The sequence below is a fragment of the Pseudomonas sp. HMSC067G02 genome, assembly GCF_001813485.1.
GTDB lineage: Bacteria > Pseudomonadota > Gammaproteobacteria > Pseudomonadales > Pseudomonadaceae > Pseudomonas > Pseudomonas aeruginosa.
Genome location: NZ_KV812688.1, coordinates 47305 through 66066, shown reverse-complemented (window position 1 = coordinate 66066; position 18762 = coordinate 47305). Strand labels below are relative to the sequence as shown.

Annotated in this window: 18 protein-coding genes; 6 read left to right on the top strand and 12 right to left on the bottom strand. The window is 68.0% G+C overall.

Annotated elements, in window-relative coordinates:
• Window positions 1-114: 114 nt before the first annotated feature.
• From tsiT to HMPREF2914_RS17770, 6 genes are all read right to left on the bottom strand, one after another.
• Window positions 115-834 carry a type VI secretion system immunity protein TsiT gene (tsiT, locus tag HMPREF2914_RS17795; protein WP_003161898.1) on the bottom strand — a complete coding sequence of 240 codons (720 nt, stop codon included), beginning with the start codon at window positions 832-834 and terminating at the stop codon, window positions 115-117.
• Window positions 831-1616: a type VI secretion system effector protein TseT gene (gene tseT, locus HMPREF2914_RS31765; RefSeq protein ID WP_003104240.1), complete on the bottom strand. Its 786-nt coding sequence runs from the start codon at window positions 1614-1616 to the stop codon at window positions 831-833. The genes tsiT and tseT overlap by 4 nt, the downstream gene beginning before the upstream one ends.
• Window positions 1613-1996 carry a hypothetical protein gene (locus HMPREF2914_RS17785; protein WP_003132626.1) on the bottom strand — a complete coding sequence of 128 codons (384 nt, stop codon included), beginning with the start codon at window positions 1994-1996 and terminating at the stop codon, window positions 1613-1615. The genes tseT and HMPREF2914_RS17785 overlap by 4 nt, the downstream gene beginning before the upstream one ends.
• The gene (locus tag HMPREF2914_RS17780; RefSeq protein ID WP_003093008.1) at window positions 1989-2516 is read right to left on the bottom strand and encodes a DUF4123 domain-containing protein; all 528 of its coding nucleotides are present in this window, start codon (window positions 2514-2516) and stop codon (window positions 1989-1991) included. The genes HMPREF2914_RS17785 and HMPREF2914_RS17780 overlap by 8 nt, the downstream gene beginning before the upstream one ends.
• Entirely contained in the window at window positions 2513-2908 is a 396-nt protein-coding gene (locus HMPREF2914_RS17775) for a PAAR domain-containing protein (RefSeq protein WP_003093006.1), read from the bottom strand. The genes HMPREF2914_RS17780 and HMPREF2914_RS17775 overlap by 4 nt, the downstream gene beginning before the upstream one ends.
• Before the next feature lie 384 nt (window positions 2909-3292).
• The gene (locus HMPREF2914_RS17770) at window positions 3293-4876 is read right to left on the bottom strand and encodes a peptide chain release factor 3 (protein WP_003093004.1); all 1584 of its coding nucleotides are present in this window, start codon (window positions 4874-4876) and stop codon (window positions 3293-3295) included.
• Between the two features lie 220 nt (window positions 4877-5096).
• On the opposite strand from HMPREF2914_RS17770, the gene ivy reads away from it, so the two are divergent.
• Entirely contained in the window at window positions 5097-5558 is a 462-nt protein-coding gene (ivy, locus tag HMPREF2914_RS17765) for a lysozyme inhibitor Ivy (RefSeq protein WP_021265075.1), read from the top strand.
• 95 nt (window positions 5559-5653) lie between these two features.
• Here ivy and fecA read toward each other — a convergent pair whose 3' ends face one another.
• From fecA to mdrR1, 4 genes are all read right to left on the bottom strand, one after another.
• Window positions 5654-8008: a TonB-dependent Fe(3+) dicitrate receptor FecA gene (gene fecA / locus HMPREF2914_RS17760; RefSeq protein ID WP_019484967.1), complete on the bottom strand. Its 2355-nt coding sequence runs from the start codon at window positions 8006-8008 to the stop codon at window positions 5654-5656.
• A 94-nt stretch (window positions 8009-8102) separates the two neighbouring features.
• Window positions 8103-9056, bottom strand: coding sequence for a FecR domain-containing protein (locus HMPREF2914_RS17755; RefSeq protein WP_003110908.1), 954 nt, complete (start codon window positions 9054-9056; stop codon window positions 8103-8105).
• Window positions 9053-9562 (bottom strand): sigma-70 family RNA polymerase sigma factor, encoded by a 510-nt coding sequence (locus HMPREF2914_RS17750; RefSeq protein WP_003092999.1) that lies wholly within the window; start codon window positions 9560-9562, stop codon window positions 9053-9055. Before HMPREF2914_RS17750 ends, HMPREF2914_RS17755 begins: the two co-directional genes overlap by 4 nt.
• 100 nt (window positions 9563-9662) lie before the next feature.
• Window positions 9663-10544, bottom strand: coding sequence for an efflux pump transcriptional regulator MdrR1 (gene mdrR1 / locus HMPREF2914_RS17745; protein WP_023980194.1), 882 nt, complete (start codon window positions 10542-10544; stop codon window positions 9663-9665).
• Between the two features lie 125 nt (window positions 10545-10669).
• Here mdrR1 and HMPREF2914_RS17740 point away from each other — a divergent pair, with 125 nt between their 5' ends.
• Window positions 10670-11572 carry a DMT family transporter gene (locus HMPREF2914_RS17740; RefSeq protein ID WP_003092997.1) on the top strand — a complete coding sequence of 301 codons (903 nt, stop codon included), beginning with the start codon at window positions 10670-10672 and terminating at the stop codon, window positions 11570-11572.
• 17 nt (window positions 11573-11589) lie between these two features.
• On the opposite strand, the gene HMPREF2914_RS17735 is transcribed toward HMPREF2914_RS17740, so the two are convergent.
• Complete coding sequence (locus tag HMPREF2914_RS17735) at window positions 11590-12567, bottom strand: 2-hydroxyacid dehydrogenase (RefSeq protein WP_023092469.1); 978 nt, start codon at window positions 12565-12567, stop codon at window positions 11590-11592.
• A 94-nt stretch (window positions 12568-12661) separates the two neighbouring features.
• A complete protein-coding gene (locus tag HMPREF2914_RS17730; RefSeq protein WP_003092994.1) occupies window positions 12662-13615 on the bottom strand; it encodes a LysR family transcriptional regulator in 954 nt (317 codons plus the stop codon).
• A gap of 245 nt (window positions 13616-13860) precedes the next feature.
• Here HMPREF2914_RS17730 and HMPREF2914_RS17725 point away from each other — a divergent pair, with 245 nt between their 5' ends.
• Genes HMPREF2914_RS17725 through HMPREF2914_RS17710 form a run of 4 tightly spaced genes read left to right on the top strand, consistent with a single transcriptional unit; the run spans window position 13861 to window position 18678 of the window.
• On the top strand, window positions 13861-15351 hold the full coding sequence (locus HMPREF2914_RS17725; RefSeq protein WP_003105655.1) for an efflux transporter outer membrane subunit: 1491 nt from the start codon (window positions 13861-13863) through the stop codon (window positions 15349-15351).
• Window positions 15348-17543, top strand: a complete 2196-nt coding sequence (locus tag HMPREF2914_RS17720; protein ID WP_003092992.1) for an FUSC family protein — start codon at window positions 15348-15350, stop codon at window positions 17541-17543. Before HMPREF2914_RS17725 ends, HMPREF2914_RS17720 begins: the two co-directional genes overlap by 4 nt.
• Window positions 17533-17733: a DUF1656 domain-containing protein gene (locus HMPREF2914_RS17715; RefSeq protein ID WP_003082823.1), complete on the top strand. Its 201-nt coding sequence runs from the start codon at window positions 17533-17535 to the stop codon at window positions 17731-17733. The genes HMPREF2914_RS17720 and HMPREF2914_RS17715 overlap by 11 nt, the downstream gene beginning before the upstream one ends.
• Before the next feature lie 36 nt (window positions 17734-17769).
• A complete protein-coding gene (locus HMPREF2914_RS17710; RefSeq protein WP_003113767.1) occupies window positions 17770-18678 on the top strand; it encodes an efflux RND transporter periplasmic adaptor subunit in 909 nt (302 codons plus the stop codon).
• Window positions 18679-18762 lie beyond the last annotated feature (84 nt).

Below are 18762 nucleotides of genomic sequence, written 5' to 3'. Positions count from 1 at the left end.
CCTGGTAGGGCGAATAACCGCCTGCGGTTATCCGCCGTTGCGGCGGATGCCGGCGGATAACGCCGGTAGCGTATTCGCCCTACGGAACGCAGGCGGCTTTTGCTTCGTACGTCGTCAACCGCGCAGCGGCGGCAGGTAGCCCAGTTCCATCAGCTTGATGTCCGCTTCGCCGACGCGCTCGAAATGTTCGCGACGGGTTTCGTCCATCGGTTCGCGGCCGTTCAGCAGCAGGGTGCCACGGCCGGGAATGTCGACCAGCTCCGTAGCCGCCGGGAAGTCCGTGGCCCTTAGCGGATGCGGGCAGAAGCCGATCCAGCCGATGCTGCGGCGGTCCGGGAAGGTCCGCTGGTGTACGAAATACGTATGCGGAGCGAGCATGCCCCAGGTCGTTTCGGGCCAGATTTCCAGCGCCGCGAGGAAGATCGCGACGAAGGAGGAAGCCGGTGCGTCGAACACCTGCAGCAGGCTGCCGGCATCTTCCAACTGGAGCCTGGTCGAGACGGCCCTGCCGCTGGCCTCGTAGTCCAGCGACAACCCGCCCTTGAGCGGATCCTCCTCGCCGTTCCATAGCACCAGTTCCACCGCCCGGGTGCGTCGGTCACGCGACAGGGCCTTGGCGAGATCCTGGCGGTGCTCGGTGACGTTGTGGCTGAGGGCATCGCGCAGGGAGTCGCCGCACAGGTACCAGTTCTCCAGCACCGGATGGAGGGGCGCGAGGGCATCGAGGAAGCGCTCTATCCGTTGCAGGTGCTGGTCGTCGTCCAGTTCGAGGAGCCGTGCCGGATCGAAGTACAGCTCGAATATGTAGCGCCTGAAAGCCTTGGCGTCCGTCATGCGCAATACCCCGGGTTCTCTTCGCAAAACCTTTTCATCTCTTCCTGTTCCTTCGCGCGGGTTTCCTGGTAGTCGTCGTGCTCGTCCGTTCCCGGCATCGGATTCCAGAATGCCTTCAGGTTGGCCAGTCCCATGCGCAGGTACTCCGCGGCGCAGTACTCGTAGACGATCCGCTGCAGGAAGTGCCATTCGACGAACACCGGCGGGGTCGGTCGGGCCTTGTCGCTGTGGACCTCGGCCTTCTGCAGCAGGTCCGACTTCACCTTGGCCCGCGCCCAGGGCCTGGGCACGCCGAGCAGCGGGACGAACAGGAAGGCGTAGTTGGCCTTCGCCTCCAGCAGGGTGCAGCGCGGCTCGTCGAAGCCGTCCCACCAGGTGCCGCTCCAGAACCATTCGTGGGGAAACGGGAAATTGGTCACCCACTGCTGGTAGCGCGCGGACAGGTCCGACATGCTGTGGCCCTTGCCGTTATTGGCGATGGCCATTTCGCCCCGGGACGGCGGGCACTCCACGCAGTCCTTGTCGCGGCCCTGGCTCTTGCTGCAATCGCGCTCGGCTTCCCGGGTCCGGTCGCGGCTCAGCGTGCCGGTCTCGGTCCTGGGCAGGGTCTGCGGCACCGGCATCGGACGCGGTACCGGCCTGGGCAGCGCGCCGGGGGCCGGTCGCGGCAGCGGGCGCGGCGCCGGCATCGGCAAGTGCGGCCGGGGCGGCGCGGGTAGCTCGAAGGGCAGCCGCGGGCCCATGCGGGGCAGCGGTCGGAAAAGCGCGCCTATGCCGCTCATGCCGGTCTCCCCGAGGTTTCGTACGCGCGCCATTTCTGGCTGGCCAGGCGAAACTCGACGATCCGTTCGTAGTCCTGGAAGCGTTGTTCCGGGCTGTCAGCCAGCGGCCGGCGCATGTGCGCGAGAAACGCCGGCGTGTCCTGGAAGCCGGGGAAGGCCAGGCCGTGCAGGAGAAAGCGTTCGATCGTCCCGGGCTCTTCGATACCCAGCTCCAGCGCCGTCGCGCGCAGCTCGCCGAGTTGCCGGATGGCGGGCAGCAGGCCGCGTCGTTCGAGCCAGGCGGGAGCCTCCCGGCGTACCTCCAGCAGGACCCGCTCGATGACTTCGTCGTCGCGGACCCGCTGCAGGCGATCCAGTTGGCCGGCATCCAGTTCAAGCATCGGCGGTCCGCTCCGTTTCCCGGTCATAGACGAGATAGCCGCCCTGCAGGGGCTGCCAGACCTGCCAACGCTCCAGCGGCGCCATCACTTGCGTCCATTGCCGCGCGGTCATGACCTGCTCCAGCGCCCGGCGCACTTCCGGGCTGTAGTAGCGCAACAGCGCCCGGCGGCCGTCGGGCATGCGGGTGAAGAGCAGCCCGGCGAAGTGTTTCGCGAGGTTTTCGAAGGACGCCCGGCTCCACAGCCAGGAGGTCATGGGCGAGCGGCGGTCCCAGTCGCGCAGCCAGCCGAGGAATTCGCCCGATGACGAAAGCGAGGCGCTGTCCATGAATTCGATCAGGACCGGCCCGGCATGGGCGATTTCGTCCAGCTCGCTCCCGGCCAGCAGCCAGCGCGAGCGGATTTCCCCCGCGGCCTTTTCCAGGCGGGTGTCCAGGGTCAGGTAGCGGGCGCCGTCCGCCAGGGCGAACAGACGGCTGTCCGGCGTAGGCGCCGCGAGCGCCGGCTGGAGCCGGCTCACGGTGCGCCGCCGAGGCTTTCCAGGGGCACCAGGGCCTGGTTGCGGCGTGCCGCCAGCAGCAGGCATTGCAGGCACAGCTTCGGTGGGGCGAGGGCGAGAGCGGGTGCGCCGCCGCCGCTGTTGCCGATCAGCACCGTGCCCGCGCCGCCGACCACCAGGTTGCCGTGGGTGCCGACGCTACCTACCACGGTGGCGGGCTTGCCGTTGATCAGTACGTTGGCGATGACGTTGGCGCTGAGGGTGGCGCCGCAGGCGGTGGCGTCGCCCTGGCGGGCGGCGGACCGATGGTCGAAGAAGACGTCGGGCGAGCCGCCGACGATCGGGTTGCTGCCGTGGCCCGGCAGCGGACACGCGGTCGGATCGCCCAGGCGCGCAGCGGGTTTGCCGCTCATGCTCAAGTCCCTATGAGATAAACCCTGGCACTCTGCCGTGCCACTCGGGGGCGGACAACCTATCTGAACTGCTCAGGAGGCACCTTCGGAAACGGCTTGGGCAACCGCGTCCTTGCCTGGTTGCGCTTGAAGGGATTTCCTACCTGGAAGTCTCGTCACCCGCCTGCGAAAGGCGCAGGCGTACGGAGCGATGGCGCGATGGGGAGGGGAGCCTGGGAGGAGGGAAGGAGGCGTTTCGCGCAGCGTCGCGTTCGCTTTGCCTGCGCAGGGGCTGTCCGCCGATACCGCGCTGGAGCGACGGATAGCCGCGATAGGGTTATCCGCCCTGCGCCGAGACCGCCGCGGGAGGAGACAGGGAGGCTGTTCCTGGCTCCTCCCGTGCGATCAGTGATGCTCGCGCGTCGCGCGGAAGCGGATGTCCGGCCAGCGTTCTTCCATCAGGCTGAGGTTGACGCGGGTCGGCGCCAGGTAGGTGAGGTGCCCGCCGCCGTCCACGGAGAGGTTCTCGAAGGCCTTGTCCTTGAACTCCTTGAGCTTCTTCTCGTCGTCGCACTCGATCCAGCGTGCCGACCAGACGTTGATCGCCTCGTAGGCGCACTCGACCTTGTATTCCTCCTTCAGGCGGCTGGCGACCACGTCGAACTGCAGCACGCCCACCGCACCGAGGATGATGTCGTTGTTGCGCTCGGGGAAGAACACCTGGGTCGCACCTTCCTCGGCCAGTTCCTGCAGGCCCTGGCGCAACTGCTTGGACTTCAGCGGGTCTTTCAGGCGCACGCGGCGGAACAGTTCCGGGGCGAAGTGCGGGATGCCGGTGAAACCGAAGTTCTCGCCTTCGCTGAAGGTGTCGCCGATCTGGATGGTGCCGTGGTTGTGCAGGCCGATGATGTCGCCGGCATAGGCCTCTTCCAGTTGCTCGCGCTCGGAGGAGAAGAAGGTCAGCGCGTCGGCGATCTTCACGTCCTTGCCCAGGCGCACGTGGCGCATCTTCATGCCTTTCTCGTACTTGCCCGAGCAGATGCGCATGAAGGCGATGCGGTCGCGGTGCTTGGGATCCATGTTCGCCTGGATCTTGAACACGAAGCCGGAGAACTTCTCCTCGGTCGGCTCCACGCTGCGTTCGTGGGTGGCGCGCGACAGCGGCTGCGGCGCCCAGTCGACGATGCAGTCGAGGACCTGGTCGACGCCGAAGTTGCCCAGCGCGGTGCCGAAGAACACCGGGGTCATCTCGCCCTTGAGGAAGGCGTCCTTGTCGAATTCGTGGCAGGCGCCCTGCACCAGCTCCAGCTCTTCGACGAAATTGTCGTAGAGATCGCCGAGGTGGGCACGGGCTTCGTCGGAGTCGAGCTTTTCGATGACCTTGGTCTCGATGCGCTCGTGGCCGTGGCCCGGGACGTAGACGATGATCCTGTCGTCGGCCAGGTGGTAGACGCCCTTGAAGTCCTTGTAGCAGCCGATCGGCCAGGTGATCGGCGCGGCCTTGATCTTCAGCACCGCCTCGATCTCGTCGAGCAGCTCGATGGGGTCGCGGATGTCGCGGTCGAGCTTGTTGATGAAGCTGACGATGGGCGTGTCGCGCAGCCGGCAGACTTCCATCAGGGCGATGGTCCGCGGTTCGACGCCCTTGCCGCCGTCGAGCACCATCAGCGCCGAGTCCACCGCGGTCAGGGTGCGGTAGGTGTCTTCGGAGAAGTCTTCGTGGCCGGGGGTGTCGAGCAGGTTGATCATGTGCTCGCGGTAGGGGAACTGCATCACCGAGGTGGTGATGGAGATGCCGCGCTGCTTTTCCATCTCCATCCAGTCGGACGTGGCGTGGCGGTCGGACTTGCGCGACTTCACGGTACCGGCGACGGCGATCGCCTTGCCCATCAGCAGGAGCTTCTCGGTGATGGTGGTCTTACCGGCGTCGGGGTGGGAAATGATCGCGAAGGTACGGCGCTTCGCGACTTCGGCGGCCTGAGTGGTCATGGATGCGTGCCTGCTGGAATCCGTTGGCGTGGGCGCGGGACGGCCCGGAAAAACGCGGGATTATAGCGGTAAAACGCGGCGCGTCGGGATGCCTGTCATCCGGCGATCGATGGAATTGCCGGTGGACAGCGAACTTGTCGCAGTCGTGCCGTTCCAAGCAGCCAGCGGCGGCCACCGCCGGATAGACTGCTTTCATTTCACCCGATCGAAGGAAATCACCATGAACGGAGTATCCAGACTGCTCTCCCTGGCGTTGCTGGGCGCGGCGCTGCACTGGGCGCCGGCGCAGGCCGAGGAGCAGCCGCGGCTGTTCGAACTGCTCGGCCAGCCCGGCTACAAGGCCACCTGGCACGCCATGTTCAAGGGCGAGAGCGACGTGCCGAGATGGGTTTCCGACGCCAGCGGCCCGAGTTCCCCGTCCACCAGCCTGAGCCTGGAGGGCCAGCCCTACGTCCTGGCCAACAGTTGCAAACCCCACGATTGCGGCAACAACCGCCTGCTGGTGGCGTTCCGTGGCGACAAGAGTGCCGCCTACGGGCTGCAGGTGAGCCTGCCGGACGAGCCCGCCGAAGTCATGCAGACGCCGAGCAAGTACGCCACCTATCGCTGGTACGGCGAACCCTCCAGGCAGGTCCGCGAGCTGCTGATGAAACAGTTGGAGAGCGATCCGAACTGGAAGTGACGCCGGGCCTGAGGGGAACCAGGCCCGGCGGCGGGGAGGGCGGATGATCGCTGGCGATCGTCCGCCGTTGCGCCATGCGCTCCCGCGGTCTTCCTTCAGAAACCGACCGAGGCCTGTACGTACAGGGTGCGCGGCTGGCCGACGTAGAGGCCCTTGTTGTTGTCGTCGAACGAGCGGGTGTAGTAGCGGCGATCGAACAGGTTCTTCACCCCCAGGCCGAGCTTGAGGTCGTTCAGTTGCGGGCCGAAGTCGTAGGTGCCGCGCGCGCTCCAGACCATCCAGCCGGCGATCCGCCCGGTGCTGCCGTCGGCGCTTTCGCTCTCGGTGTTGGCGTTGTCGGCGTACTGGCTGGTCTGGAAGCTGCCGTCGAGGTTGTAGCTCCAGGCACCGGTGCGGTAGTTGGCGCCAAGGGTGCCCTTGTGCTTCGAGGAGAACGGCACCTGGTTGCCCTTGTTCGGCCCGTCCTCGCGAATGCTCGCGTCGACGTAGGCGTAGCTGGCATAGACGTCGAAGCCGGAGAGCAGCGGGTCGAGATCGGCCAGGTCGTAGGCGATCGCCGCCTCGATGCCCTTGTGCCGGGTCTTGCCGCGGGCGGTCACGCTGTCGGTCTGCTGGTTGCTCTCGTACTGGTTGTCGAAGTTGATCAGGAAGGCGCCCAGTTCTGCGCGCAGGATGCCGTCGTCGTAGCGGCTGCCGAGTTCCCAGGTGCGGGCCTTCTCCGGCTCGATGTCGCCGCTCTGCACTGCCTTGCCCATCTGGCTGTACTGCACGGTGCCGAACGAGCCCTCGGTGTTGGCGTAGAGGTTCCAGCTCGGCGTGAGGTGGTAGATCACGTTGAGCGCCGGCAGCGAGGCGTTGTAGCGGCCGCTGTCCTTGCTGTTCTTCAGCAGGTTCTTCTGTTCGGAGTCGATCTTCTCGTAGCGGATGCCAGGGGTGATGGTCCAGTTGCCGATGTCGATGCGATCGTCGATGTAGAACGCGTTGGCTTCGGTGCTGCCGCGGGTGTCGCGGTCGTTGCGGCTGCCGGTGCTGGGTAGCTGGCCGCTGTCGGCGCGGGTCCAGTAGCGCAGCTCGTGGCTGGCTTCGTTGACGTAGCGGTGGCCGATGCCCACTTCGTGGCGACTTTCGCCCAGCTCGAAGCCCTGGCTGAAGCGGGTTTCCAGGCCTCGCACCCAGTATTCGCGCGGCGACAGGGTGAGGTTGCGGCCCTGGTCGAGGTAGCCGCTGCGCAGGGTCTTGGTGAAGAAGCCGGTGACGTTGAGCTTCTGGCTGGCGTTGGGGGTGTATTCGTAGCTGGCGCTGGCCAGGGTACGGCGGCCCCAGAACTTGTCGTAGGGACGGGTCGACTGGTACGGATCGTCGCGGTAGGCCGCGGCGCTGAGGCCGCCGGGCATGTCGGCCTCGCCGTCGTAGTACTGGGTCATCGCCGAAAACGCGTGTTCGTCGCTGGGCTGGAAGCGGCCCTTGAGGATCAGGTCGTCGATCCGCGTATCGCTGTGCTCGCGCCAATCGCCGCCGCGGGTGCCGGAGTAGAGCAGGGCGCCGCCGAGGCCGTTGGCGCCGGTGCCGCCGATCAGCACGTTGTGGGTGGTCTTCAGGCCGTCCTGGCTGGAGCTGGGGCTGAGTTCGCTGTGCACGTCGAGCTTGGTGGCGAAGTCCTCGGGGATCGCACGGGTCACGAAGTTGACGATGCCGCCGACGTTCTGCGGCCCGTAGCGCACCGCGCCGCCGCCGCGGACCACGTCCACCGCGTCCATGTTGCCGATGGACACCGGCGCCAGCGACAACTGTGGCTGGCCGTAGGGGGCGAAGGGCACCGGGATGCCGTCCATCAGCACCGTAGAGCGCGACGCCAGGCGCGGGTTGAGGCCGCGAATGCCGAAGTTCAATGCCAGGTCGTGGCTGCCGGTGCCGTTGTTGAGCGGCGCGCTGACCCCGGGAATGCGCTCCAGCACTTCGCGGGTGCTGGCCGCGCCTTGGGCCTGGAACTGCTCGCGGCGGACCACGTCGCGCGCACCGGGATGCTCGAAGACGTCGGCGGCGCTGGCGTCGGCCAGCCAGTCGCCGACCACGGTGAGCGCCTGCAGGTTGGCCGGGTCTTCCACCGGCAGCGCCTCCAGGGTGTAGGCGCCGTCGCCGCGGGCGCGGGCCTCCAGGCCGGAGCCGGCGAGCAGGGCGGCCAGGGCTTCCTCCAGGGTGTACTCGCCGTCCAGCGCCTGGCTGCGTCGCGCGGCGGTCTGTTCCGGGCTGAAGGCGATCAGCACGCCGGCCTGGCGGCCTAGGTGGTTCAGCGCCTGCTCCAGCGGCTCGGCGGGCAGCCGGTAGTACTGGCGGGCATCGGTGCGGATCTCGGCGGCGCAGGCGCTGCCGGCGGAAACCAGGACGGGACCGCCGAGGCAGGCGAGGAGCAGGGCGCGGCTGAGCGGCGACAGGGCGCGTGACGGGGACATGAGGGACACTCCAGTGGATCGTTCGAGGTTGGCTTTCCTCCTCTGTCACGCGAGGTGGGGAAAAAGGCTCAGGTACGCGGAAATATCTTTCCGCTCATTCGCGCGGGTGCACGCCGACCCAGTAGCGGGTGACGCGCCGTACCTCCACGGGCAGCACCGCCGGCAGGGTGGCGAGGATCCGCTCGCTATCGTCCAGCGGATAGCTGCCGGAAATCCGCAGGCCGCCGATGCGCGGGTCGCAGCCCAGCCGGCCGGGGCGGTAGCGCGCGACTTCGGCGAGGAATTCGTCCAGGCGCATGCCGGCGGCCACCAGCATGCCGTCGGTCCAGGCGCCGCTGCCGACCGGCAACGGCTGCGGAACGCCGAGTCGCTCGCGGTCGAAGTCCAGCTGCCGGCCGCTGGGCAGCAGCAGGCCTTGGCCGGCGTGGTTCTCCACCTGCACCGCGCCTTCGTGGACGGCGACGCGGGTGCGTCCGGCGAACTGGCGCACGTCGAACCGGGTGCCCACCGGTCGCAGCCGGCCTTCCGCGCTGTACACGTGCAGCGGGCGCGGGTCGTGGCCGGTGCTGAGCTGGATTTCCCCGCGCAGCAGGAGCAGGCGCCGTTCGCCGGCATCGAAGCGGACATCCACCGCCGTGTCGCTGTTCAGCTCGAGGCGACTGCCGTCGGCCAGGGCCAGGCGCCGGCGTTCGCCGACGCCGGTGGCATAGTCGGCGCTCCAGCGCTGCAGGCTGCCGCTCTCGCGCAGGCCCCAGGCGCTGCCGCCGGCGGCCAGGACCAGCAGCAGGGTCTTCAGCGCGCGCCGGCGTTGCGGCGAATGCGGTGCGTTGATGGCGGCCAGGGCCAGTGGCGTGCCTATCCCGGCCAGGCGCTGGTTGACCGCCTCGATGTGGCGCCAGGCCTGCTCGTGTTCCGGGGCCGCCTGGCGCCAGCGCTGCCAGGCCTGGCGCAGGCGTTCGTCGTCGGCGCCGCCCTGCAGCTCGACCAGCCAGCGCACGGCCTGTTCAGCCACCTGCGGCGGCACCTTGGGTGCGGCGGGCAGGCTCATGGCAGCTCGGCGAAGTAGCAGCGTTGCGCAGCCTTGAGCATGTAGCGCTTGACGCTGCTCAGGGAGATGCCCAGCTGCGTGGCGATCTCGGCGTAGCCCAGGCCGTCGAGTTGGGCCAGCAGGAAGGTCTCCTTGGCCAGCGGCGGCAGGCCGTCGAGCAGACGGTCCAGCTCGACCAGGGTCTCCAGGACGATGGCGCGGGTCTCTTCGCTGGGGACTTCCCGCTCGGGCAGGCTGGCCAGGGCTTCCAGGTAGGCGCGCTCGACGTCCTGGCGGCGGTAGTGGTTGCACAGCACGCGGCGGGCGATGGTGGTGAGGAAAGCGCGCGGTTCGTCGATGCGCGCGGCCTGGCGCGAAACCAGGACCTTGACGAAGGTGTCCTGGGCCAGGTCGGCGGCGTTCTGCGGGCAGCCGAGGCGGCGCCGCAGCCAGCCCGTGAGCCAGTGGTGGTGGTCGCTGTAGAGGGTATGCAACGCGGCCGCGTGGGCGAGGTCGGCGCTCGACACCTGGACATTCCCGGAGCAGAAGGATTAACGAATGATAATAGTTATCATTTTATGCTGCGGGAATGCCTGCCTACAACCGCAGGCTGTCGGCGCCTGGCTTTCAGGAGGCTTTCAGGGCGGCGCGGTACTGCCCCGGGGTGGCGCCATGGGCTTCGCGGAAGCGCCGGTTGAAATGGCTCGGACTGGCGAAGCCGCAGGCCAGCGAGACCTCCTGGAGCGACTGCGCGGAGTACGTCAGCAGGTCGCGGGCCCGCGCCAGGCGTCGTTCCAGCACGTAGCGGTGCGGCGGCAGGCCGAAGGAGACGCGGAACATGCGCGCGAAGTGGTACTCGGAGAGCGCCGCCAGCTCCGCCAGCGACCCCAGTTCCAGCGGCTGCTCCAGGTGGCTTTCGATGTAGTCGGCCAGGCGCCGCCGCACGTGCGCGGCCAGCCCGCCCTGCCAGCGTACGTCGGTACGCCTGCCGCACCCGGTGAGCAGCAGGTGGTCCACCGCCTGGTGGGCGAGGCTGGTGCATAGCAGGCGCTCGCCGGGTTCGTTCCAGTCCTGTCGTTCCAGGGTCCGGCACAGGGCGGCCAGCGGCTCGTCCTGGATGTAGGTGCGCTCCTCCAGTTGCAGGCTGCGCGGTTCGCAATCGAGGGTGCGTACCGCCGCGCCGGCCAGGCGTTCCGGGCTGATGTACAGGTGCATGAAGCCCAGGCCGCGTGTCACCGCCCAGTCGGAGTGGTGTTCGGCCGGCATCACGCAGAAGCGATCGGGGCCGCCATAGAGCCCGGGACGATCGCGGCGGAAGGTCTGCCAGCCGCCCTGCAGGTAGAGCGACAGGGTGTGATGGCCGGGGTCGCTGTAGCCGAGGATCTCCGCTTCGTCGCGGTACCAATGGGCGAGCGCCAGGCCGTCGCTGAGCGTGCTGCTGCGCAGCAGGCGCGCATTGGAGGTCCGGTCGAGGGTGCGGAATACCTGGAAATCGCTGGGTTGGTGCATGCCGGCCATGCTACCCGCGCCCGGACGCTGCCGCGAGAGGCGGCGGATGAAAAGCGCAAGAATGGACAATGGTCGCGCCCGGCCTCGCCCGCAGACTGACGGCATCCTGTCGTTGCGGAGTCGCCATGAATCTTTCGCTGTACCTGCTCACCGTGCTCATCTGGGGCACCACCTGGATCGCCATCAAGCTGCAGATGGGCCCGGTGGCGATCACCCTGTCGATCGCCTACCGCTTCGCCCTGGCGGCGCTGGTGCTGTTCGCCGTGCTGCTGCTCGGCCGCCGCCTGCAAAGGCTGGACGCACGGGGCCAACGCCTGTGCATGGCCCAGGGCGTATGCCTGTTCTGCCTGAATTTCATCTGCTTCTATACCGCCAGCCAGTGGATTCCCAGCGGCCTGGTGGCCGTGGTGTTCTCCACCGCCACCCTGTGGAATGCGCTGAACGCCCGCCTGTGGTTCGGCCAGCGCATCGCGTCGAACGTGATGGCCGGTGGCGGTCTCGGCCTGCTCGGCCTGGGGCTGCTGTTCTGGCCGGAACTGGTGGGTCACCAGGCCACCCCGGAAACCTTCTACGGCCTCGGCCTGGCCCTGCTAGGCACGCTGTGCTTCTCCACCGGCAACATGCTTTCCAGCCTGCAACAGAAGGCCGGCATCCGCCCGCTCACCGGCAATGCCTGGAGCATGCTCTACGGCACCCTGATCCTCCTGGCGCTGTGCCTGTTCCAGGGCGTGCCGCTGAATTTCGACTGGAGCGCGCGCTACGTCGGCTCGCTGCTGTACCTGGCGATCCCCGGCTCGGTGATCGGCTTCACCGCCTACCTGACCCTGGTCGGGCGCATGGGCCCGGATCGCGCCGCCTACTGCACCGTGCTGTTCCCGGTGGTGGCGCTGAACATCTCGGCCTTCGCCGAGGGCTACCGCTGGACCGCACCGGCGCTGGCCGGGCTGGTCCTGGTGATGCTCGGCAACGTCTTGGTGTTCCGCAAGCCGAAGGCGCCGGCGCTGGCCGGGCCGGCGCGCTCGACCTAGCGGAGAGGGAGGCGCGCTCAGCCGCGTCGCCACACCTGCGGATTGACCAGGTCCAGCGGCCGCTCGCCGCGCAGGGCCGCCTCGAAGTTCTGCAGCGCCCGCTCGGCCATGGCCCGGCGGGTCTCGTGGGTGGCCGAGCCGATGTGCGGCAGGGTCACCGCGTTGTCCAGGGCGAACAGCGGCGATTCGGCCAGCGGTTCCTTCTCGTAGACATCCAGGCCGGCGCCGAGGATGCGTTTCTCCCGCAGGGCGGCGACCAGCGCGGCCTCGTCGACCACCTGGCCGCGGGCGACGTTGACCAGGATCGCCGAGGGCTTCATCAGGCCCAGTTCGCGCGCGCCGATCAACCGCCGGGTCTGCGCTCCCAGCGGCACCACCACGCAGACGAAGTCGGCCTCGCCGAGCAGTTCGTCGAAGCCGAGGAAGCGCGCGCCGAGTTCCTGTTCCAGTTCCGGCTTGCGGTTGTTGCCGTGGTAGAGCACCTGCATGCCGAAGCCGAAACGGCCGCGCCGGGCGATGGCCGCGCCGATCCGGCCGAGGCCGAGGATGCCGAGTTTCTTGCCATGCACATCGGTGCCGAACTGCGGGGCATCGACGGTGCGCTTCCAGTTCCCGGCCTTGACCCAGGCGTCCAGCTCGGCGACCCGTCGCGCGGCGCTGATCAGCAGGGCGAAGCCGAGGTCGGCGGTGGTCTCGGTGAGGACGTCGGGCGTGTTGGTGAGAGCGATGCCGCGGCGGTTCAGGTAGTCCAGGTCATAGTTGTCGTAGCCGACCGAGACGCTGGAGATGACTTCCAGCTGCTTCGCCTGTTCCAGTTGCCTGGCGCCGAGCGGCCGGCCGACGCCGATCATGCCGTGGGTATCGGGCAGGGCGGCGGCGTACTGGGCGTCGATGTCGCCCTGTTTCGGTTCGAGCACGCGGACGTTGAACTGGCGTTGCAGGCGTTCGAGATGCTCGGGGGCGAGGCGACTGAAGACGAAGACGTTCTTTTTCATGACGGGACTCTGCAAGCGGGAGCGAAAGCGCCGACCATACCACCGCCATCGAAGCGGCGGGCAGGGGCCCGCCACTGGGCGGGCGATTATCGGCTCAGGAGGGTCTTCCGAGTTCCAGGCCCAGCTCCACCAGCGCCGCTTCGTCGCGCTGGAGCAGGCCGGGCAGGCTTTCCTTGAGGTATTCCACCCAGGTCTTGATCTTCGCGTCGAGATACTGCCGCGAAGGGTACAGCGCATAGACGTTGAGCTGTTGCAGGCGGTGTTGCGGCAGGACCCGCACCAGGGTGCCCTTGCCCAGGTCCTCGATGGCCGAATACACCGGCAGGATGCCGATGCCCAGCCCGGAGCGGATCGCCTCGGTCATGGCGTCGCCGACATTGACCTGGAACGGCGAGGCGCCGATGGAGACCATTTCCTGGCCGTTGGGGCCGTCGAACAGCCAGCGATCCAGCGGCACCACTGGGCTGACCAGCCGTAGGCAGTCGTGGCTGGCCAGCTCCGAAGGCTCGCTCGGCGTGCCGTTCAGGCGCAGGTACTCCGGCGAGGCGCAAAGAATGCTGTAGGTCTCGCCGATGCGCTGGGAAATGAAGCCGGAATCGGGTAGCTCGGAGGCCACCACGATGGCCACGTCGAAGCCCTCGTCGAGCAGGTCCGGCACGCGGTTGGCCATGGTCAGGTCGAAGGTCACGTCGCGGTACTGCTGGCGGTAGCCGGCGATGGCGCGGATCACGTAGTGCTGGCCGATGCCGGTCATCGAATGCAGCTTCAGCTTGCCGGCGGGACGGGCATGGGCATCGCTGGCTTCGGCCTCGGCTTCCTCGACGTAGGCGAGGATCTGCTCGCAGCGCAGCAGGTAGCGCTGGCCGGCCTCGGTGAGGGCGATGCGACGAGTGGTACGGTTGAGCAGGCGGGTGCGCAGGTGCGTCTCGAGGTTGGCCACCGCCCGCGAAACATAGGCGGTGGTGGTGTTGAGCTGCTGGGACGCTGCGGTGAAGCTTCCGGTTTCCGCCACGCAGACGAAGGCTCGCATGTTTTGCAGGGTATCCATCGACGGGGCCTCCTAGGCACGCGCAGAAGTGTGTCAGATTGTTGCGAGGGCGGATTATTTCACATTACGCAATAAACAATCGCACTTGAGCCAGCTTATCAGCAGCCGCCAGCCTCTTAAAATTCATCGGCCCCCGAGCGCACGAACGCTCGAGCGGGTTGAACGGCGCCCGTACCGTTCAAATTCCGTGCTTCGCCCCTCCAGGATCAGACAACGTGCCGCGTGCTCTCAGGAAGGAACTGACCTTGGTCGGCTCCTTCGTCGGTTTTCTCGTCGTTTTCTCCGCAATATCCGGTTGTGTCAGTACAGGCGATATCGCCCCCGAGGCCGCCACGCTCGACGCCAACGCCCTGGCCACCGACCATGCGATCCAGGCTGCCGCCCGCGAGGCCGGCTGGCCGCAGGCGCAGTGGTGGAAGGTGTATGCCGATCCGCAGCTGGACGCCTGGATCGAGAAGGCGCTGGATGGCAATCCAGGCCTGGCGGTAGCCCATGCGCGGGTACGCCAGGCGAAGTCCATGGCCGGGCTGGTGGAGTCCATCGAGTCGCCGCAGATCGAGGGCAAGGGCTCGCTGGTCCGCCACCGCTGGCCGGACGACTATTTCTACGGCCCCGGCGACCTGGCGCGGACCACTTCCTGGAACAACTCCACCGAGATCGGCCTGAACTACAAGCTCGATCTCTGGGGGCGCGACCGCAGCGACAGCGAGCGCGCCGTCGACCTGGCCCACATGGCCGCCGCCGAGGCGCGCCAGGCGCAGCTCGAGCTGGAGGGCAACATCGTGCGCGCCTACGTCCAGCTCTCGTTGCAGTACGCCGAGATGGACATCGCCAAGGCCATGCTGCAACAGCAGCGCGACATCCTCGCCCTGGCCCAGCGTCGCCTGCGCGGCGGCATCGGCACGCATTTCGAGGTCAGCCAGGCGGAAGTGCCGCTGCCCGAGACCGAGCGCCGCATCGAGGTGATCGACGAAGAAATCCAGCTCACCCGCAACCTGCTCGCCGCCCTGGCCGGCAAGGGCCCGGGCGAGGGCCGCACGATCCGCCGGCCAAGCCTGAACCTGGCGGCGCAGCCGAGCCTGCCCAGCGCCTTGCCGGCCGAACTGCTCGGTCGCCGCCCGGATGTGGTCGCCCGCCGCTGGCAGGTCGCCGCCCTGGCCAAGGGCGTGGACGTGGCGCGCGCCGACTTCTACCCCAACGTCGACCTGATGGCCTCGGTCGGCTTCAGTGCCGTCGGCGGCGGCATGCTGGAGTTCTTCCGCAGCGCCAAGTACACCTACAGCGCCGGCCCGGCGGTGACCCTGCCGATCTTCGACGGCGGCCGCCTGCGTTCGCAGTTGGGCGAGGCGGCGGCCGGCTACGACGCGGCGGTGGAGCAATACAACCAGACCCTGGTGGATGCGCTGAAGAACATTTCCGACCAGTTGATCCGCCTGCATTCGGTGGACATCCAGAAGGACTTCGCCGCGCAATCGGTGGCTTCCGCGCAGAAGACCTACGATATCGCCACCCTGGCCTACCAGCGCGGCCTCACCGATTACCTCAACGTGCTCAACGCGCAGACCCGGCTGTTCCAGCAGCAACTGGTCCAGGAGCAGGTGCAGGCCGCCCGGCTGGCCGCCCATGCCAGCCTGCTCACCGCCCTCGGCGGCGGCGTCGGGGCCGGCGCCGATACGCCGGCGCAGCGGAAGCTGGCGCCGGAGAACGTCCCGGTCAGAGCGGTATCTTCGCGATGAGTGGCCGCTCCGCTGGTTTCGCCCTGCCCAGCCGCGACGAGTGGCGGCGCGCGCTGGCCGAGTGGGCGCGCAGCGACGGGGCGACCTGGATCTACGTGTTCAAGGTGCTCTGCGCGGCCTTCCTGACCCTCTGGCTGGCGATGCGCCTGGAGTTGCCGCAACCGAGCACGGCGACCATCACCGTGTTCATCGTCATGCAGCCGCAGAGCGGCCAGGTGTTCGCCAAGAGCTTCTACCGCATCCTCGGCACCCTGGTCGGCCTCAGCGTGATGGTCACCCTGATCGCCCTGTTCGCCCAGGAGCGGGTGCTGTTCCTGCTCAGCTCGGCGATCTGGATCGGTCTCTGCACCGCCGGGGCCGCCCGCTACCGTGACTTCCGCTCCTACGCCTGCGTGCTCGCCGGCTACACCGCGACGCTGATCGGCATCCCCGCCACCAGCCATCCGGAAGGCGCCTTCATGCAGGCGATCTGGCGGGTCCTGGAAATCAGCCTGGCGATTCTCTGCTCGGGCGTGGTCAGCGCGGTGATCATGCCGCAGACCACCAGCGCGGCGATGCGCAATGCGCTGTACGTGCGCTTCGGCCTGTTCGCCGCGTTCGTCCTCGACAGCCTGCGCGGGGTCGGCGGGCGCGAGCGCTTCGAAAGCAGCAACGTGGCCTTCGCCGCCCAGGCCGTGGGCCTGGAGACGATGCGCGCGGCGAGCGCCTTCGAGGATCCGCACATGCGCCTGCGCAATGGCCGGCTGATTCGCCTGAGCAGCGAGTTCATGGCCATGAATACCCGTTTCCACGCCCTCCACCAACTGCTCGAACGCCTGCGCGCGCAGGGCTCCACCCAGGTGCTGGAAGCGTTCGAACCGTGCCTGGAGGAAATCACCGGGCTGCTCGAGGAGATCCGTGGCCGCGCCGTCACCGACCATGACGCCGAGCGCTTCGCCCAGCGCCTCGCCGACTGCCGCGAACGCCTGATGGCGCGTATCCGCCAGGCGCGCGGAGAACTGCTGGCGCGGGAGCCGGGTGAAGAGGCGCGGCTGGACTTCAATACCGCCGCCGAGCTGCTCTACCGTTTCGCCGAGGAAATGCACGACTACGCCCTGACCCATGCCTCGCTGGCCGCCCACCGCCACGAGCGCGAGCAGTGGAAGGACGCCTTCACCGCCAAGGCCAACGCGGTGGCGGCGGCAGTGGCGGGGATGCGCACCGGGTTGATGATCCTGCTGTTCGGCTGCTTCTGGATCTACAGCACCTGGCCCAGCGGCGGCACCTTCGCCCTCAATGCGGTGGCGGTCTCGGCGCTGGCCTCGGCGGCGCCGAACCCGAAGAAGGTCGCCATGCAGATGGCCATCGGCACCATGGCGGCGGCGCTGCTCGGCTTCAGCGAGATGTTCTTCGTCTACCCGCACATCGACGGTTTCCCGCTGCTGTGCCTGGTGCTGGCGCCGGTGTTCGCCCTCGGCGCGTTCATCTCCTCGCGGCCGCAGTGGGCCGGCTACGGTCTCGGCCTGCTGGTGTTCTTCTGCTTCGGTTCGGTGCCGGCGAACCTGACCGTCTACGACCCGGCCCACGTGATCAACGAGTACATCGCCCTGATCCTCTCGATGCTGCTCTCGGCCGCGGCCGCCGCGGTCATTCTGCCGCCCAACAGCGCCTGGCTGTGGAAGCGCCTCGAGCGCGACCTGCGGATGCGCGTGGTGTTCGCCATCAGCGGCAGGAGCAGGGGGCTTGGCTCGGCCTTCGAAAGCGGCACCCGCGACCTGCTGAACCAGGCCTATGGCGTCGCCGCCGGGCGCCCGGACGTGCAGCGCGGCCTGCTGCGCTGGATGTTCCTGGTGCTCGAGGTCGGCCACGCGATCATCGAGCTGCGTCGCGAGCAGGAGCGCCTGCCGGACGAACCCTGCTACGCCGAGGCCATGCCCTGGCGCCAGGCGATCCGCGCCATGGGGCGGGCCCTGATCCGGCTGTTCGTGCGCCCCGGCGCGGAGAACCTGGAGCGCGCCCTGGCGGCCGTCGACCAGGCCATCCACGCGGCCAGGCACACCGACGAACCCTGCGCGCCGCACTTCGACAGCTCGCCGCTACGGCGGGTGCGCAGCTACCTGCACTTCATCCGTTCTTCCTTGCTCGCGCCGACCTCGCCGCTGACCGAACTGGCCGGTCGGACGAGCGGCCAAGGTACCGTCCATGCCTCGTGAAATCGCCATCCATGGGGTCTACATGCCGACCCTGACGCTGTTGTTCGTGATCGCCGCGGCGCTCACCTGGGGGCTCGACCGGATCTTCGCCTCGGTTGGCCTGTATCGCTTCACCTGGCACCCGGCGCTGTTCCGGGTCAGCCTGTTCGCCTGCCTGTACGGCGGCCTGTCCCTGACCATCTACCGCTGAGGCGGTAGCGCACCTCTTCGTTATCGTGAGCCGACCATGACCTTGAAATCCGTAATCAGCCTGCTGGCGACCCTGCTGATCCTGTTGGTCGCCGTATTCATCGGGCGGACCCTGTGGGTCAACTACATGGACACCCCCTGGACCCGCGACGGTCGCGTGCGCGCCGACGTGATCAATGTCGCCGCCGACGTTTCCGGGATCGTCGTCGACGTCCCGGTGCGCGACAACCAGTTGGTGAAGAAAGGCGACCTGCTGATGCAGATCGACCCCGACCACTACCGCATCGCGGTGAAGCAGGCCGAGTCGCTGGTCGCCTCGCGCAAGGCGACCCTGGAGATGCGCCAGCTGAACGCCCGGCGGCGCGCGGAAATGGATGAGATGGTGGTCTCCCGCGAAAGCCGCGACGACGCCCACAACACCGCCGCCGCGGCGATGGCCGACTACGAGCAGGCCAAGGCCCAGCTCGACGCCGCGCGCCTGAACCTGGAGCGCACCCGGGTGGTGGCGCAGGTCGACGGCTACGTCACCAACCTCAACGTGCACCGTGGCGACTACGCGCGGGTCGGCGAGGCGAAGATGGCGGTGATCGACAAGAACTCCTACTGGGTCTACGGCTACTTCGAGGAAACCAAGCTGCCGTACATCCGCGAAGGCGACCCGGTGGACATGCAGCTGATGAGCGGCGAACACCTCAAGGGCCACGTGGAAAGCATCGCCCGCGGCATCTACGACCGCGACAACCCGGAAAGCCGCGAGCTGACCGCCGACGTCAACCCCACTTTCAACTGGGTGCGCCTGGCCCAGCGCGTGCCGGTGCGGGTACACATCGACGAAGTGCCGGACGGCGTGCTGCTTTCGGCGGGGATCACCTGCACGGTGATCGTCAAGCCGCAAGGGCGCGACGACCAGGCCTCGGCGGCGCAGGCGCCGGGGCGGGCCGGTTGAGCGAAAGAGGCATGGAGAAGCCCGGCGGATGCCGGGCTTTTTCGTTTCGGCGGGGCGGAAGAGGGCGCCACTCGCCAGGAACAC

Bases quoted from the DNA above. Each gene is read 5' to 3' on its own strand.
- fecA (WP_019484967.1), bottom strand. From the start codon at position 8,008: ATGTCCCCGTCACGCGCCCTGTCGCCGCTCAGCCGCGCCCTGCTCCTC.
- HMPREF2914_RS17740 (WP_003092997.1), top strand. From the start codon at position 10,670: ATGAATCTTTCGCTGTACCTGCTCACCGTGCTCATCTGGGGCACCACC.
- HMPREF2914_RS17775 (WP_003093006.1), bottom strand. From the start codon at position 2,908: ATGAGCGGCAAACCCGCTGCGCGCCTGGGCGATCCGACCGCGTGTCCG.
- mdrR1 (WP_023980194.1), bottom strand. From the start codon at position 10,544: ATGCACCAACCCAGCGATTTCCAGGTATTCCGCACCCTCGACCGGACC.
- HMPREF2914_RS17770 (WP_003093004.1), bottom strand. From the start codon at position 4,876: ATGACCACTCAGGCCGCCGAAGTCGCGAAGCGCCGTACCTTCGCGATC.
- HMPREF2914_RS17755 (WP_003110908.1), bottom strand. From the start codon at position 9,056: ATGAGCCTGCCCGCCGCACCCAAGGTGCCGCCGCAGGTGGCTGAACAG.
- tsiT (WP_003161898.1), bottom strand. From the start codon at position 834: ATGACGGACGCCAAGGCTTTCAGGCGCTACATATTCGAGCTGTACTTC.
- HMPREF2914_RS17720 (WP_003092992.1), top strand. From the start codon at position 15,348: ATGAGTGGCCGCTCCGCTGGTTTCGCCCTGCCCAGCCGCGACGAGTGG.
- HMPREF2914_RS17730 (WP_003092994.1), bottom strand. From the start codon at position 13,615: ATGGATACCCTGCAAAACATGCGAGCCTTCGTCTGCGTGGCGGAAACC.
- tseT (WP_003104240.1), bottom strand. From the start codon at position 1,616: ATGAGCGGCATAGGCGCGCTTTTCCGACCGCTGCCCCGCATGGGCCCG.
- HMPREF2914_RS17715 (WP_003082823.1), top strand. From the start codon at position 17,533: ATGCCTCGTGAAATCGCCATCCATGGGGTCTACATGCCGACCCTGACG.
- HMPREF2914_RS17785 (WP_003132626.1), bottom strand. From the start codon at position 1,996: ATGCTTGAACTGGATGCCGGCCAACTGGATCGCCTGCAGCGGGTCCGC.
- ivy (WP_021265075.1), top strand. From the start codon at position 5,097: ATGAACGGAGTATCCAGACTGCTCTCCCTGGCGTTGCTGGGCGCGGCG.
- HMPREF2914_RS17710 (WP_003113767.1), top strand. From the start codon at position 17,770: ATGACCTTGAAATCCGTAATCAGCCTGCTGGCGACCCTGCTGATCCTG.
- HMPREF2914_RS17735 (WP_023092469.1), bottom strand. From the start codon at position 12,567: ATGAAAAAGAACGTCTTCGTCTTCAGTCGCCTCGCCCCCGAGCATCTC.